This is a genomic window from Acinetobacter sp. QJM3NY_42 (assembly GCF_056173745.1).
This window is the reverse complement of the sequence record NZ_CM149689.1, coordinates 104,713-118,643: the sequence shown is the minus strand read 5'-3', so window position 1 is coordinate 118,643 and position 13,931 is coordinate 104,713. Positions and strand designations below refer to the sequence as shown.

The 13,931-nt window shown below is 42.2% G+C and carries 16 protein-coding genes; 5 read left to right on the top strand and 11 right to left on the bottom strand.

What is annotated here, in order from left to right; translation table 11 throughout:
* Positions 1-29 precede the first annotated feature (29 nt).
* The 5 genes from AC0VYT_RS00555 to AC0VYT_RS00535 all read left to right on the top strand — a co-directional run bounded on the left by AC0VYT_RS00555 (position 30) and on the right by AC0VYT_RS00535 (position 3,567).
* The gene (locus AC0VYT_RS00555) at positions 30-785 is read left to right on the top strand and encodes an AraC family transcriptional regulator (RefSeq protein ID WP_005017260.1); all 756 of its coding nucleotides are present in this window, start codon (positions 30-32) and stop codon (positions 783-785) included.
* A gap of 214 nt (positions 786-999) precedes the next feature.
* Positions 1,000-1,623 carry a hypothetical protein gene (locus AC0VYT_RS00550; RefSeq protein ID WP_005404743.1) on the top strand — a complete coding sequence of 208 codons (624 nt, stop codon included), beginning with the start codon at positions 1,000-1,002 and terminating at the stop codon, positions 1,621-1,623.
* Positions 1,624-1,749: 126 nt separating this feature from the next.
* Positions 1,750-2,292, top strand: a complete 543-nt coding sequence (locus AC0VYT_RS00545) for a glutathione peroxidase (protein WP_005017263.1) — start codon at positions 1,750-1,752, stop codon at positions 2,290-2,292.
* 194 nt (positions 2,293-2,486) lie between these two features.
* The gene (locus tag AC0VYT_RS00540) at positions 2,487-2,828 is read left to right on the top strand and encodes an RcnB family protein (RefSeq protein WP_005017265.1); all 342 of its coding nucleotides are present in this window, start codon (positions 2,487-2,489) and stop codon (positions 2,826-2,828) included.
* A 151-nt stretch (positions 2,829-2,979) separates the two neighbouring features.
* Positions 2,980-3,567, top strand: coding sequence for a hypothetical protein (locus tag AC0VYT_RS00535; protein WP_005017266.1), 588 nt, complete (start codon positions 2,980-2,982; stop codon positions 3,565-3,567).
* A 47-nt stretch (positions 3,568-3,614) separates the two neighbouring features.
* Here AC0VYT_RS00535 and AC0VYT_RS00530 read toward each other — a convergent pair whose 3' ends face one another.
* From AC0VYT_RS00530 to AC0VYT_RS00480, 11 genes are all read right to left on the bottom strand, one after another.
* Positions 3,615-4,991, bottom strand: coding sequence for an NAD-dependent succinate-semialdehyde dehydrogenase (locus tag AC0VYT_RS00530; protein WP_005017270.1), 1,377 nt, complete (start codon positions 4,989-4,991; stop codon positions 3,615-3,617).
* Between the two features lie 649 nt (positions 4,992-5,640).
* Positions 5,641-6,060, bottom strand: coding sequence for a F0F1 ATP synthase subunit epsilon (locus AC0VYT_RS00525; protein ID WP_005017273.1), 420 nt, complete (start codon positions 6,058-6,060; stop codon positions 5,641-5,643).
* Positions 6,061-6,087: 27 nt separating this feature from the next.
* A complete protein-coding gene (gene atpD / locus AC0VYT_RS00520) occupies positions 6,088-7,482 on the bottom strand; it encodes a F0F1 ATP synthase subunit beta (protein WP_005017275.1) in 1,395 nt (464 codons plus the stop codon).
* A gap of 29 nt (positions 7,483-7,511) precedes the next feature.
* Positions 7,512-8,381, bottom strand: coding sequence for a F0F1 ATP synthase subunit gamma (gene atpG / locus AC0VYT_RS00515; RefSeq protein WP_005017279.1), 870 nt, complete (start codon positions 8,379-8,381; stop codon positions 7,512-7,514).
* Between the two features lie 72 nt (positions 8,382-8,453).
* Positions 8,454-9,998 (bottom strand): F0F1 ATP synthase subunit alpha, encoded by a 1,545-nt coding sequence (gene atpA, locus AC0VYT_RS00510; protein WP_005017281.1) that lies wholly within the window; start codon positions 9,996-9,998, stop codon positions 8,454-8,456.
* A 45-nt stretch (positions 9,999-10,043) separates the two neighbouring features.
* Positions 10,044-10,580, bottom strand: a complete 537-nt coding sequence (locus AC0VYT_RS00505) for a F0F1 ATP synthase subunit delta (RefSeq protein ID WP_005017282.1) — start codon at positions 10,578-10,580, stop codon at positions 10,044-10,046.
* 11 nt (positions 10,581-10,591) lie between these two features.
* Positions 10,592-11,062 carry a F0F1 ATP synthase subunit B gene (locus AC0VYT_RS00500; protein ID WP_005017284.1) on the bottom strand — a complete coding sequence of 157 codons (471 nt, stop codon included), beginning with the start codon at positions 11,060-11,062 and terminating at the stop codon, positions 10,592-10,594.
* A gap of 42 nt (positions 11,063-11,104) precedes the next feature.
* On the bottom strand, positions 11,105-11,350 hold the full coding sequence (atpE, locus tag AC0VYT_RS00495) for a F0F1 ATP synthase subunit C (RefSeq protein WP_000424060.1): 246 nt from the start codon (positions 11,348-11,350) through the stop codon (positions 11,105-11,107).
* Positions 11,351-11,434: 84 nt separating this feature from the next.
* Positions 11,435-12,310, bottom strand: coding sequence for a F0F1 ATP synthase subunit A (gene atpB, locus AC0VYT_RS00490; protein WP_005017287.1), 876 nt, complete (start codon positions 12,308-12,310; stop codon positions 11,435-11,437).
* A 104-nt stretch (positions 12,311-12,414) separates the two neighbouring features.
* Positions 12,415-12,813, bottom strand: coding sequence for an ATP synthase subunit I (locus tag AC0VYT_RS00485; protein ID WP_005017290.1), 399 nt, complete (start codon positions 12,811-12,813; stop codon positions 12,415-12,417).
* 173 nt (positions 12,814-12,986) lie between these two features.
* Positions 12,987-13,823 (bottom strand): metal ABC transporter solute-binding protein, Zn/Mn family, encoded by an 837-nt coding sequence (locus AC0VYT_RS00480; protein ID WP_005017292.1) that lies wholly within the window; start codon positions 13,821-13,823, stop codon positions 12,987-12,989.
* Between the last annotated feature and the right edge of the window lie 108 nt (positions 13,824-13,931).

The following is a 13,931-nucleotide window of genomic DNA, read 5'->3' as shown; positions in this document are numbered from 1 at the left end:
AGAGGACATCTTGGCTCGGTATTCAAAAAATGAAAAGACAGTATTCTGCCCTGGATGAGTTAATCGAGATTGATCAGTTTTTTTATGAGAAAAATGAAATTGTGGCTTCTCACTCTTCACTCTGGGGAGATTTTAATTTTAGCCTAGATGGTATTTTGGAAATCCAGACCGGGAAACAGACTTTTTTAGCGCCGCCTAATTATGCTTTATGGCTTCCTCCCCAGACTGAACATTGTTCTATTGCACTGGACCACAGCGTAACCCATTTTATTTGTATACGGGTGCATCCAAGTTTGTGTGACCAGTTACCCCGAGAGGTTAAAACTTTAAGTATTCGTCCTTTTCTTTTAGCTCTGGTTAGAGAAATTCTAGAACAGTCTTCCGGCGCCCCTGGTCCGGTTTATTCTCATCTTATACAGGTACTGTTTGACCAGTTGCTACAGGCCAAGATTTATGATGACTATTTGCCTCAAAGTCATCATACAGTACTGCTTCCTGTACTCCAGCAACTGGCAGATCCGAAACTTTTTCAGTATAGCTTACAAACCTTGCTTAAAAGATTCAGCTTGAGTGAACGACAGATTTTACGTTTAAGCCAGCAGGAACTTGGCCTGTCAATTTCTGAGTGGCGTAACCGCGCCAAAATTATTTATGCAATCAGCCAGATTCGCCAAGGTGCTTCTATCAAGCGTCTTGCTTATGAGCTCGGCTACCAACATAGTTCTAGCTTTATTGCCTTTTTTAAACGCTACACGCAACATACCCCCTTACAGCTGAGGTCCTGATTAATAACTGTAGGAATAATATTTTATAATCTAAGCTATTTTAAGATCTTTTAACTTAACGTATATTTTTTAAGTATAAAAAGTAAACTTGGTCTTTCCTATAATAAAAGCATGTTTAAATAAGTGATTAGTTTTTAATACAACACTTCTTTTTTAATAAGAAAGTTGATGATTCAAAATTTAATATTATTTTCTAAACAGGATATCTATTTTAATGAAAAAATTACTTCTTACTACTGCCTGTATGGCATGTTTAGCTTTTGCTGGCTGTAATAAACAAACTGAACCAGCTGCTTCAGAAAACACGCAGACAACTACCGCAACTAATACAGCCAATACTACTGCTCCTGCAACTACAGGCAGCATGACAAAAGATAATCATGAAGATATCCGTAATGACCTGAACAGATTACAAGCATTGGCAAATTCTAAAGCTGAAGCTGCTATAGATTACCAAGATCAGATGATGAAGGCAGTTCAAGCTAATAACCGTGAGCAGGTTATGGATATAATGAAGAAAATGCAGGGTTTTATGACTGAATTTAATGGTGAGCTTAAAAAGCTGTCACTAAAAAGTCAGGAAGTTCATGAACTGCGCAATAAGTTTATTCATTCAAATGAACTTGGACTGGAATTAACCAAGTTAAGTACTGAAGCTAAACCAGATGAAGCCAAGATTAAAGAGCTACAACAGCAGGTGATGGATGTACAAAAAGAGATTATGCATGATGTACAGAAACTTCAGGCAAAAGTAGACCCTCAATCAGCTCAATCAGCTCAATCAGCTCAATCAGCTCAATCAGCTCAATCAGCTCAATCAGCTCAATCAGCTCAATAATAATTTAAGGGCAGGCTAAAATAGCCTGCCCTGTTTAACAATTAATAAAACAGCTTGCTGCCAGATAAATTTGCGGCTAAAAAGAATAGGTTAAAACTTTAATTTATTTTATTTAGGGATGCCTATATGACCTCTATTTCTAATATTTCTATTAAAACCATACAAGGTGAAGAAATTACACTTGATCAATTTGCCGGTAAAGTCTTACTCATTGTCAATACTGCTTCAAAATGTGGACTGACTCCGCAATATGAAGGACTTGAAAAGCTCTACCGTGAGAAAAAAGATCAGGGATTCGAAGTGCTGGGTTTTCCAGCTAATAATTTTTTAGAACAGGAGCCGGGTTCTAACGAAGAAATTCAGCAGTTTTGTTCACTCACTTATGATGTTTCTTTTCCAATGTTTGCCAAAATTTCAGTAGCCGGCCCAGATAAACATCCGCTTTACCAGACGCTGACTACGGCACAGCCAGAACGGATTGGTGAAGGCCCTTGGTGGAAAGATCTGGTAGATTATGGCCTGACTCCAAATCCTAAACCGGAAGTACTTTGGAATTTCGAAAAATTTCTAATCAATAAAAATGGAGAAGTTATAGCTCGTTTCGCACCAGATATCACTGCAGATGACCCGCGCCTAATTGATGCGATTGAGACGGAACTAAAACGATAATTAAAAAATATGAGGGAGAGCAGCGACTCCCTCTTTTTAGAAAATGTCACTGATCAGGATAGAATTCTTCAATAAAAATTAATTTTTATATTTATCCATAGTTTTAATAAATCTACTATTCATCCTTCATCTTCACTGGGAATTCAAAGCTTTTAATATAACTATCAAAATATTTATTGAAACCGGGGTTCCACGTGAAACACTATATTAAGACCACCCTATTTGCTCTAGTTACCGGCCTAAGTGCCACAGTGGCTATGGCTGCCCCTGAACGTGCCCATCATACTCATCAAGATCAGAGCCAGTCTCATTATCAGCATCAAGCTAAAGTAAACCGGCATGCTTCATCCCATGTAAACTGGAAAACAGGTGATAAAGTTCCTGCACAATATTACTCTCATGCGAACCAGATTGACCATAAACGTTATAAAAACTTATCCAAGCCCGCAAGAAACCAGCAATGGATTAAAGTTAATGGAGATTATGTACTGATTAATACCCGTTCACATCAGGTTATTAAAGTAGTTCATCATTAAGCTTTATTTAATAGGTTCTACAAAAAAGGTGCTTCGGCATCTTTTTAACTTTGAGGGTTAATAAAAGTGTTATCGCTTTGCAACAATAAGTTTTATCTCCACATTTTATCCATATATTAAAAAACAATATTTAATGGAAATACCGTGGAACATGAAAAAGTTACTGCAAGGGGCTTTACTTCCTTTTATTATTTTTACTTCAGGTCTGCTATTACTAGGTTGTGACCAGATGCAACAGGATGAATCTGAAGCAGTGTATAGTGAACACAGCCAGGCTCCTGCAACAAAACCTGCCCCATCTTCCGAACTCGCAAACGGCAATATATTCTATATGGCCCGCGATGTGGCAGATATGCAATATAAAACCCAAGGCTATGTAGCAAAGTTACAGCAGGCTCAGACTGACTTACAGCAGGCCATTGAACAGAAAGATCCGCATCAGCTTCAGGCAACCGCCACTATTTTACAAGAACAACTTCGTGGATTTAGCCAGACATTGTCCTCTTTAAACCTGAAAAGCCAAGAAATTGATTCGATCCGTAATAATATCTTAGAGGCAAACCAGCAGGCTCTTGCTTCTCCTCTACTCAACGGTGAAATTGATTTTAATCAGGTGGATTTTAATAAGGTCCAGGTTCAAATGAATACTATTCAGACAGAAATGCTTAAGCTGGCAGATATGTTGATGCAGAGTTCAGATAAAGATACTCAAGCAACATCTGAACAGGAAGAAAGTTAGAGTCATAAAAAAAGCCCTATAGTTAGGGCTTTTTATTTTAAACTAACTTATTTTTTCGGGCTTTTGACAACGACTAATTTCTTTTGTGCGAATTCTTTAAAACCATCAATGGAAAGCTCATGACCATAGCCAGAATTCTTTATTCCGCCAAATGGTAACTCTGGTGCAGTATCAGTATACCAGTTAATCCAGATCATGCCAGTTTCGACTCGAGAAGCTAATTTTTTTGCCCGTTCAATATTTTGAGAATGAATTACACCACCCAGACCATAATCTGAAGCATTGGCAATGGCTACAATTTCATCTTCACTTTTGGCAACATAAATCTGCGCTACTGGTCCAAAAAACTCTTCATACCAAGCTGGATTATCACGGCTAATATTTTCTAAAATGGTTGGTTCATAGAAGTTGCCATCATGGTCAACCGGCTTACCGCCAGTGACTAGTATTGCTCCATTTTTCACAGCATTTTCAACTTGTTCAGTCAGTTTTTCTAATGCATCTGCTGAAGATAAAGGTCCAAGTTGTGTTTCAGGGTCAAGTGGATCACCAACTTTCAAGTCTTTAAAGACTTTAACCATACCGGCTTTAAATTCTTCGGCAATGTTCTCATGTAGAATAAATCGTTTAGCTGCAGTACAGACCTGACCGGCATTATTGATACGTGCCTGACAGCCAATCTTAATTGCTTTTTCCAGATCAGCATCATCCAGAACAATAAAGACATCATTACCGCCCAGTTCCAAGGTGGATTTTGTGACATGTTTTCCAGCCTGTCCGGCTACTGCACGCCCTGCCCCTTCTGAGCCGGTTAATGCTACACCCTGTACACGCGGATCTGCGATAATATCCGCTACCTGATCACTATTAATAAATAGATTTGTCCATACTCCCCTAGGTGCACCCGCATCTATGATTAACTGTTCGAATGCTTCGGCACACTGTGGAACAATACTGGCATGCTTCGCCAAAACCGGATTACCAATTGCACAGTTTGGTGCAAACACACGCATCAGTTGATAAAACGGAAAATTCCAGGGTTCAACTGCCATAATGATACCCAGTGGATGATGTTCGACCCATGCTTCGCCCAGTTCTGTTTTATATGACACCGGGGCTAAGAATTCTTTGGCATGGTTTGCATAATATTCAGCAATACGGGCGCAGCTTTCAATTTCACCTTCGCCTTGCTTGATCAGTTTCCCCATATCCAGCGCCATCAGTTTGGCTAGCTCCGATTTTCGTTCACGCATATTGCTGGCCAGCTTGCGCAGTACATCAATACGGGTATCGACCTGTTGTGACCATTCTGACTTCAGGATTTTTTCTGCTGTATCCAAGGCATTTTGAATGTCCTGATCGCTATGTGAAGGATAGTCTTTCAATTTTTGATTATTAAAGGGGTTAACTGATTGATAACTCATAATAAAGTTCCCTGTGTAAGCAATTTAGTTTCTGCTGGAATAAATAAGAATATGTGTAATGTCATGGGAGAGAAAAAACATCTAAAGGCTTTACAAGCTAAAAACCCAAGAGGCATGGAATTAAACTAGCATTATTTTTTTACTACTTTATTTTTGCTTACAGAATGGTTCAAAACATTACGGAGTGCGGGTAAAAGTTATATCGAGTGGTATAAAATAGATTCAACCTAGATATTATGAATAAGAGATTGAATAACTGAAGCTAGCCTTTAATTAATACAAAACTCTGGATCAGCTCTTTAAATAAAAATTTAATGAAACATCTAAAATAAAGAAAAAATATTATCTATTATTAAGTTAATATGAAAAAATTTTAAACTCAGGCTAATAATAAGATACGATTAATAGAATAACTTGATTTAAAATTTTATAACGTCCTTAAGAGGCTCGAATATTATATAAAATGCCTACCCCCTTATAAAGTATTTTAATCTTGCCTTAAATCATCTGCTTTCAATAACTTTGCTTAGAAATGAATTTTAGTAACTTTACTGTGAAACTGGGCACTAATAAAAATATTTTCACTAAAAAGATTCTTATCATAAAAAAACCACCCTTTCGGGTGGTTTCTTTAATCTCAAACTGACAATTACATTGCACGATTTTTGATTTTACGGATCGTTTCCAGCTGAGCAGCAGTTTCTGCCAGAGCAGCCAGAGCAGCAGCAGAGTCCAAATCACTCTTCTGGTTAGCCAGCAACTGTTCAGCGTTACGACGCGCTTCCATAATTGCTACTTCATCCAGATTATCGGCACGGATTGCAGAGTCAGCAAGAACCGTTACCACATGTGGCTGAACTTCTAAAACACCACCAGATACGTAGACGATCTCTTCCGTACCATTTTCCAGCAGGACACGAATCGGTCCTGGCAGGAGCAAAGTTACCAGCGGCGCGTGACCAGGCATAATACCCAGTTCGCCACCAGCCCCTTTTGCAATTAGCATAGTCACAGTGCCTGAGTAAATTGACTCATTTACACTTACGACATCACATTGCATAGTCGCCATGAGAATCTCCTAAATTAGAGTAGCTAATTAAAGTTTCTCGGCTTTAGCAATAACTTCGTCAATACCACCAACCATATAGAACGCTTGTTCTGGGATGTGATCGTATTCACCAGCTAGAAGACCTTTAAAGCCACGAATTGTTTCTTTAAGCGGTACTAATTTACCAGGCGCGCCAGTAAATACTTCAGCTACGTGGAACGGTTGAGAGAAGAAACGCTGGATTTTACGCGCACGGTAAACTACCAGTTTATCTTCTTCAGCCAGTTCGTCCATACCCAAGATTGCGATAATGTCTTTAAGCTCTTTATAACGCTGCAATACATTCTGTACAGAACGTGCAATTTCATAATGCTCTTGACCAACAACCAGCGGGTCTAGCTGACGTGAAGTCGAGTCAAGTGGATCGATCGCTGGATAAATACCAGAAGATGCGATGTCACGGCTCAATACTACAGTTGCGTCCAAGTGAGCAAACGTAGTTGCAGGTGATGGATCTGTCAAGTCATCGGCAGGTACGTATACCGCTTGGATTGAGGTAATAGAACCATTCTTGGTCGATGTAATACGTTCTTGAAGAACACCCATCTCTTCTGCAAGAGTAGGCTGGTAACCTACTGCAGATGGCATACGGCCTAGAAGTGCAGACACTTCAGTACCCGCCAATGTGTAACGATAGATGTTGTCTACAAACAACAGTACGTCACGGCCTTTACCGTTTTCGTCTTTCTCGTCACGGAAATATTCAGCCATAGTCAGACCAGTTAGCGCTACACGCAAACGGTTACCTGGTGGCTCGTTCATCTGACCGTAGACCATTGCTACTTTGTCTAGAACGTTAGAATCTTTCATTTCGTGATAGAAGTCATTACCTTCACGAGTACGCTCACCAACACCAGCAAACACAGATAAACCTGAGTGAGCTTTTGCGATGTTGTTGATCAATTCCATCATGTTTACGGTTTTACCAACACCGGCACCACCGAACAGGCCAACTTTACCACCTTTTGCAAACGGGCAAAGCAAGTCAATGACTTTAATACCAGTTTCCAGAAGATCTGTAGAAGCCGCTTGTTCAGCATAAGAAGGTGCTTGACGGTGAATCGGCAAACGCTCTTCAGTCGCTACAGGACCTGCCTCATCAATCGGGCGACCCAAAACGTCCATGATACGGCCCAGACAGGCAGTACCCACAGGAACAGAAATCGGTGCACCAGAGTTAGTTACAGGCAGACCACGTTTAAGACCTTCTGTAGAACCCATTGCGATGGTACGCACAACACCATCACCAAGTTGTTGCTGAACTTCTAAAGTAGTTTCAGTACCGTCAACCTGGAGAGCGTCATAGATCTTAGGAACGCTATTGCGTTCAAACTCGACGTCGATAACCGCGCCGATGATCTGAATGATACGACCGCTACTCATTGCTGTCTCCTCAATTCAAACTAATAATGTTAAACGGCAGCGGCACCGCCAACGATCTCGGAAATTTCCTGAGTAATCGCGGCTTGACGCAGCTTGTTATAAATGAGCTGTAGGTCTTTAATCAGCTGGCCTGCATTGTCAGTTGCAGCTTTCATTGCAACCATACGAGCAGACTGCTCACACGCGATATTTTCAATCACGCCCTGATAAACCATAGACTCGATATAGCGAACCAACAAACCGTTTAGCAGCTCTTCAGCTTCCGGTTCATAGATATAGTCCCAACCATAAGTACGGTTGAGGCTGTCGCCTTCGTTAGCCGGAGCAAGAGGAACAAGCTGGCTTACCGTTGGTTTCTGGGTCATGGCATTAATAAATGCATTAGATACCAGATAAATGCGATCAAGTTCGCCTCTATCAAATGCATCGAGCATGACTTGTACAGAACCGGTTAACTGTTCCAGACTTGGAGCATCCCCTACTTGTGTAGTAGCGCCGAGCACTTTACCGCCGTAGTTTTTAAAAAACGAAACCGCTTTTTGACCAATTAAAGCAAATTCAACTTCAATTGACTGCTCACGTTGTTGCTGAACATGCTGAACAACTTTCTTGAACAGGTTAATGTTCAAGCCACCCGCAAGACCACGATCTGAAGACACGATGATATAGCCAACGCGCTTAACCGGGCGCTCAACCATATAACGGTGTTTGTATTCAGGGTTTGCTTGTACCAGGTGAGCAATTACACGGTGCATATTTTCGGCATACGGACGGCCCTGAGCCATGCGCTCTTGCGCACGACGCATTTTTGAAGCAGCAACCATCTGCATCGCACGCGTAATCTTCTGCGTGGACTTGATACTTGCGACCTTGGCGCGAATTTCTTTTAAATTTGCCATACGCTTAACCTAATATTCGGAAGCTCAAGGAGCCTCCGAAGGTTGATCCGTGAAACAAACTTAACTAATCAATTAGTAAGTTTGAGTCGCTTTGAAGCTCTCAATACCTGCTTTAATTGCAGCTTCGATGTCTTTGTTGTAATCACCAGTTTCATCGATTTGTTTCATGAGTGCGGCATGTTCAGAGCGGAAGTACGCAATGAGTGCAGCATCAAAGTCTACAATTTTCTTCACTTCAACATCAGCCATGTAGCCTTCGTTTGAAGCATAGATAGATACAGCTTGGTCAGCAATTGAATATGGAGCATATTGTTTCTGCTTCATCAGTTCAGTTACACGTTGACCATGTTCAAGTTGCTTACGAGTTGCTTCATCAAGATCAGATGCAAACTGGGCAAATGCCGCCAGTTCACGGTACTGAGCAAGAGCAGTACGGATACCACCAGCCAATTTCTTGATAATTTTGGTCTGAGCAGAACCACCAACACGCGATACCGAGATACCTGCGTTCACAGCAGGACGAATACCCGCATTGAACAGAGAGGTTTCAAGGAAGATCTGACCGTCAGTAATCGAAATTACGTTCGTTGGTACGAATGCAGATACATCACCAGCTTGTGTTTCAATAATTGGCAATGCAGTTAATGAACCAGTCTGGCCTGTAACTTCACCATTGGTGAATTTCTCAACGTAATCAGCAGATACACGAGAAGCACGCTCAAGAAGACGCGAATGTAGATAGAACACGTCACCTGGATACGCTTCACGACCTGGTGGACGACGTAAAAGCAGTGAAATTTGACGATACGCAACTGCTTGTTTAGACAGATCATCATAGATGATCAGAGCGTCTTCACCGCGGTCACGGAAATATTCACCCATTGTACAGCCAGAGTACGGAGCCAGATACTGCATTGCTGCAGGATCAGCTGCTGCCGCTGCGACAACAGTGGTATATGCCATCGCACCACTTTCTTCCAGCTTGCGCACAACGTTAGCGATGGTCGATTGTTTCTGACCAATTGCCACATATACACACTTAATGCCAGAGTTTTTCTGAGCGATGATGGCATCGATCGCCATTGCTGTTTTACCAGTCTGACGGTCACCAATGATCAGCTCACGCTGACCACGACCTACAGGGATCATGGTATCTACTGATTTATAACCAGTTTGGACGGGCTGATCTACTGATTGACGCCAAATTACACCTGGTGCTACTTTTTCAACAGCATCAGTCATTTTTGCATCAATAGGGCCTTTACCATCAATCGGGTTACCCAAAGCATCTACGACACGACCTAAAAGTTCAGGACCAACCGGAACTTCTAATACACGGCCTGTACAACGAGCTTTTTGACCTTCTTGAAGGTTTAGGTAGCTACCTAAAACAACGGCACCCACTGAATCCTGTTCTAGGTTCAGTGCCATACCAAATAAGCCGCCGTCGAATTCGATCATTTCACCGTACATTGCATCAGCAAGACCGTGAATGCGCACAATACCGTCGGATACCATAACAATGGTACCTTCGTTTTTAGCGGTCGCGCTGGTGTCCAGATCGCCGATACGCTGTTTAATGAGCGCACTGATCTCGGATGGATTCAGTTGTTGCATTGCGCTATACCTCAATCTTTTATAAGTTCAGTCTTCTGTTTTGCGTTATGCAAGAAGACGAGTCCGCATTTTTTCAAGCTTGTTCAGCGCAGAATCATCTATCACTTGATCGCCCGCACGAATTACAACACCCGCGATTAACGCCGGATTCACTTCAACGCTAACATTTACAGCGGCATTAAAGCGTTTTTGTAACGCATCTGCCAGCAGCTGTTCCTGTTCTGCATTCAAGGGAAAAGCCGATTCGATAACGACATCGACTGTATTGTTATTCTGTGACTTAAGCTCTTCATACTCTGCAGCAATTTCAGGAAGCAATGCCAAACGGTCATTGTCTGCCAGCAAAATCAGAAAGTTTGACACTGCCTGACTTTGTTGTTCACCTAAAACCTTTGCAAAAAGTTCCACCTGTTGTACAGGTGTAAGCTCAGGACGATTTAAATAAGCGGAAAATGCTTCGTCTTGCACCGCAGCACTGAGCACTTGTAACGCATTCGACCAATTGTCAGTTGCACCTTGCTCAGAAGCGTAAGCAAATGCTGCTTTGGCGTACGGGCGTGCCAACGTCAAGAGTTCAGCCATAATCGCCTCGCTTAAAGTTTAGCAGCCAGCTGGGTCAGCATGGCATTGTGAGCTTGCGCATCAACTTGCTGGTTCAGGATTTTTTCTGCACCAGATACTGCCAAGGCAGCAACTTGTTGACGTAATTCTTCGCGAGCAGAATTGATCTCCTGATCAACAGCTTCTTTTGCCTGTTGACGAATACGCTCACCTTCAGCCGCAGCTTGAGTACGCGCTTCTTCGATCAGCTGTGCTGCACGACGGTTCGCTTGTTCGATCAATTGAGCCGCTTGTGCTTTAGCTACATCGAGCTCTTGCTTTACTTGCGCCTGTGCATCGGCAAGATCAGCTTTCGCTTTTTCAGCAGCATTTAAGCCATCAGCGATACGACGCTGACGCTCACTAATCGCATTGATTAGTGGTGGCCAGACAAACTTCATGCAGAATGCGACAAAAACCGCAAATGCAATCGCTTGGCCAATCAATGTGAGGTTGATATTCATTTAGCAATTCCTCAAATAGTGGAGTTTTGGGAATTAAGCTGATTAACCTACAAATGGATTTGCGAAGATGAAGAACAAACCAATACCAACGCCGATCATAGGCACAGCATCAAGAAGACCCGCGATTAGGAACATACGAGTTTGAAGTTGTGGAGCCAATTCTGGTTGACGTGCAACAGCTTCAAGGAAGCGACCGCCCAGAAGACCAAAACCAATCGCAGTACCTAAAGCACCGAAAGCGATCAAGATAGCAGATGCAATTGCAACTAGACCTAAAGTGAGTTCCATGAAAAATTCCTCAGAGGTTAGGTTTTATACCAAATTAAATTAAAAAATTGTGCCTAACCGTCTGATAACAGTCAGGCAATACCATTAATGTTTTTCGCTTGCCATGCTCAAGTATACGATGGTCAGCATCATGAAAATGAACGCCTGCAACGTAATAACAAGAATGTGGAAGATAGCCCAAGGCACAGATAACGCCCATTGGATCCAGAACGGTAAAAGCGCGATCAAGATGAAGATCAACTCACCCGCATACATGTTACCGAACAGTCGAAGTGCCAATGAAATTGGACGTGCAAGGAAAGTTACCAGTTCCAGAATTAAGTTCACCGGAATAAGTAACGCTTTTGCAACTGGGTTACTTGGGTTGAATGGGTTAAGTGCCAACTCGCCAACAAAGCCACCAACACCCTTTTCACGGATGCTGTAAAACAAGATCAGGACAAATACTGACAGGGACATACCTAAGGTGATGTTCGGGTCAGTAGATGGAACGATCTTGAAGTAAACGTGGTGAGGATCCATACCAAATACACTTGCACCAATCTGCTGAGCCAGGTAAGGAACCCAGTCAACAGGAATCAGGTCCATCAAGTTCATGAGGAAAATCCACACGAAGATGGTCAGTGCCAATGGCGCAATCAAGCGAGATTTGCCATGGAAAGTATCACGAACACTTGAGTCAACGAACTCAATGATCATTTCGATTGCAGACTGGAATTTGGTAGGAACACCAGAATTGGCTGCTTTAGCAACCAGCCAGAATAACAAACAGAAAATCACACCAAGGCCAATTGACCAACCCATTGAATCCAAGTGAATTGCAGTGAACCCCATCTGTTGAGCTTCTTCAGCAGTCTCGGCCAATTTCCAAGTACCGTCCGGCATTTTGCCATAGGTCATATTGGTCAAGTGATGCTTAATATACTCTGTCGAAGTAAGGGCATGTTCTTCAGCAGCCATAAATCACACCTGGTCAATGTCAAATAATAAATAGAGCTGGTGAATATCGCGTGCTGCCTGATATCTCACACATCTCCAAAAAAACTTTTCAATTTCTGCTGCGCTTAAACTCGTTTTTGTAGTCGAGACACCCAAAACGGGGCAACCCAAGACATGCTCTGAACGAGTATAAATCCACAAAACAATGCCACCGGTGACAGTGGTTGTACATTGCTTAAAATTAAAATAAAGCCAACAATCATGATTGCAAACTTGCCGAGCATGCCCCGGTACATATTCAATAGAACCTGCTTTGAAGCTCTTGCCCCGGCAGTTCTAAATGACTGCCATGAGAAATAACTGCTTGCAAGCCAGCACACCAATGCACCAAGTGCAGCACTTAATGCTGCGGTTGTATCACTTACAAGCCATGCTATCAAAGCAGACACAGGTATCATAAATGCTTGCAGGTAGACCAAAGCTTTCGCTAACCGTCGGTCAATCAAGCGACTAGTTCGGCTCATTTTTACCCACTTACAGCATAAATGCTTGACAAGTTTAGCTGATGATCGTTTTTAATCGCAGGCATTATAGAGTTACACCCCTGAACATGCAATCTTTTCCCGATTGAACTATGGTTTTTTTCAATCCTCAGCCGGTTCTTGAGAGATTTTCAGGGTGTTTATTTTTTATCTGTTTATCGTGCATTTACTACACAGCGATGGGCCTGATCAGCCAGATCTTTCCACGCTACAATAAAATCCTGCTCATTACTCATACTTTCGTCGACCTTCTGGAATATGATCGGATTCAGGCTACGATACTGGGCCTGGCTGGCATGGCCTTCTGCCAGCAAACACATTTTTTGACTTGGCCGCTGCTGATTCAGGTAACGAATCTGACTCATAGTTGGAGCAATATGTGGATCATCAGTTAAGGCACCAGCGAAGCGCAGATTAAGAGGTCTTTCCAAATATTGGTAAGCATCATGATAAGACCAGTACGGACGTGACTGACCAGTCTGGTTATATTGTTGCGTCACTTTGAGCATACGTGCTGCAAATGCCCGTGCATTATTCCAGTAAGCCTGCCGATGTGCCGGATACTGCTGTGAACGTAAGGCCGCTATAAAAAAGCCGATACGTACCGCATTATTCGGATCAAGCCAGATATGGGTATCGACGGTATTTGGTAATGCTTTACCACGGGTATTTCGAAGTGGCAGCAGCTTTACCAGTCCTGAATCCAGGATAGAGATTGCTTTAGGCTGACTACTCAATACCTTGTCTAAAGGAGCTTCATGAGCTTTCCCAAGCCAGATCACCAGAGAAGCATCCTGAATGGTCTTACGGTGAGCCGGCTTTAGAGTAATATCATGCCCGCTCTGATTGGCTAATAGCAGCTTGGGTTGCTCGATTCCTTGGGTAACTGCTTTACTGATCAGGTAAATAGGTTGTGTAGATACAACCAGGTCATTTGACCAGCTTAAGGTACAACTGCATAGTGCCAGAGCAACAAGAATAAAACGTAACATGAAGAAGAAACCAAGACCCTTTAATGTTATAATATAACAATTCTACAAAAATACCTATGCCTGTTCTAAACATGCTTAGGCTTCATGTTAATATTTAATAAATTATTT

What these genes read in the sequence shown, in the direction of transcription:
- AC0VYT_RS00555 (WP_005017260.1), top strand. Translation starts at nt 30, where the DNA reads ATGAAAAGACAGTATTCTGCCCTGGATGAGTTAATCGAGATTGATCAG.
- AC0VYT_RS00550 (WP_005404743.1), top strand. Translation starts at nt 1,000, where the DNA reads ATGAAAAAATTACTTCTTACTACTGCCTGTATGGCATGTTTAGCTTTT.
- AC0VYT_RS00545 (WP_005017263.1), top strand. Translation starts at nt 1,750, where the DNA reads ATGACCTCTATTTCTAATATTTCTATTAAAACCATACAAGGTGAAGAA.
- AC0VYT_RS00535 (WP_005017266.1), top strand. Translation starts at nt 2,980, where the DNA reads ATGAAAAAGTTACTGCAAGGGGCTTTACTTCCTTTTATTATTTTTACT.
- AC0VYT_RS00530 (WP_005017270.1), bottom strand. Translation starts at nt 4,991, where the DNA reads ATGAGTTATCAATCAGTTAACCCCTTTAATAATCAAAAATTGAAAGAC.
- AC0VYT_RS00525 (WP_005017273.1), bottom strand. Translation starts at nt 6,060, where the DNA reads ATGGCGACTATGCAATGTGATGTCGTAAGTGTAAATGAGTCAATTTAC.
- atpD (WP_005017275.1), bottom strand. Translation starts at nt 7,482, where the DNA reads ATGAGTAGCGGTCGTATCATTCAGATCATCGGCGCGGTTATCGACGTC.
- atpG (WP_005017279.1), bottom strand. Translation starts at nt 8,381, where the DNA reads ATGGCAAATTTAAAAGAAATTCGCGCCAAGGTCGCAAGTATCAAGTCC.
- atpA (WP_005017281.1), bottom strand. Translation starts at nt 9,998, where the DNA reads ATGCAACAACTGAATCCATCCGAGATCAGTGCGCTCATTAAACAGCGT.
- AC0VYT_RS00505 (WP_005017282.1), bottom strand. Translation starts at nt 10,580, where the DNA reads ATGGCTGAACTCTTGACGTTGGCACGCCCGTACGCCAAAGCAGCATTT.
- AC0VYT_RS00500 (WP_005017284.1), bottom strand. Translation starts at nt 11,062, where the DNA reads ATGAATATCAACCTCACATTGATTGGCCAAGCGATTGCATTTGCGGTT.
- atpE (WP_000424060.1), bottom strand. Translation starts at nt 11,350, where the DNA reads ATGGAACTCACTTTAGGTCTAGTTGCAATTGCATCTGCTATCTTGATC.
- atpB (WP_005017287.1), bottom strand. Translation starts at nt 12,310, where the DNA reads ATGGCTGCTGAAGAACATGCCCTTACTTCGACAGAGTATATTAAGCAT.
- AC0VYT_RS00485 (WP_005017290.1), bottom strand. Translation starts at nt 12,813, where the DNA reads ATGAGCCGAACTAGTCGCTTGATTGACCGACGGTTAGCGAAAGCTTTG.
- AC0VYT_RS00480 (WP_005017292.1), bottom strand. Translation starts at nt 13,823, where the DNA reads ATGTTACGTTTTATTCTTGTTGCTCTGGCACTATGCAGTTGTACCTTA.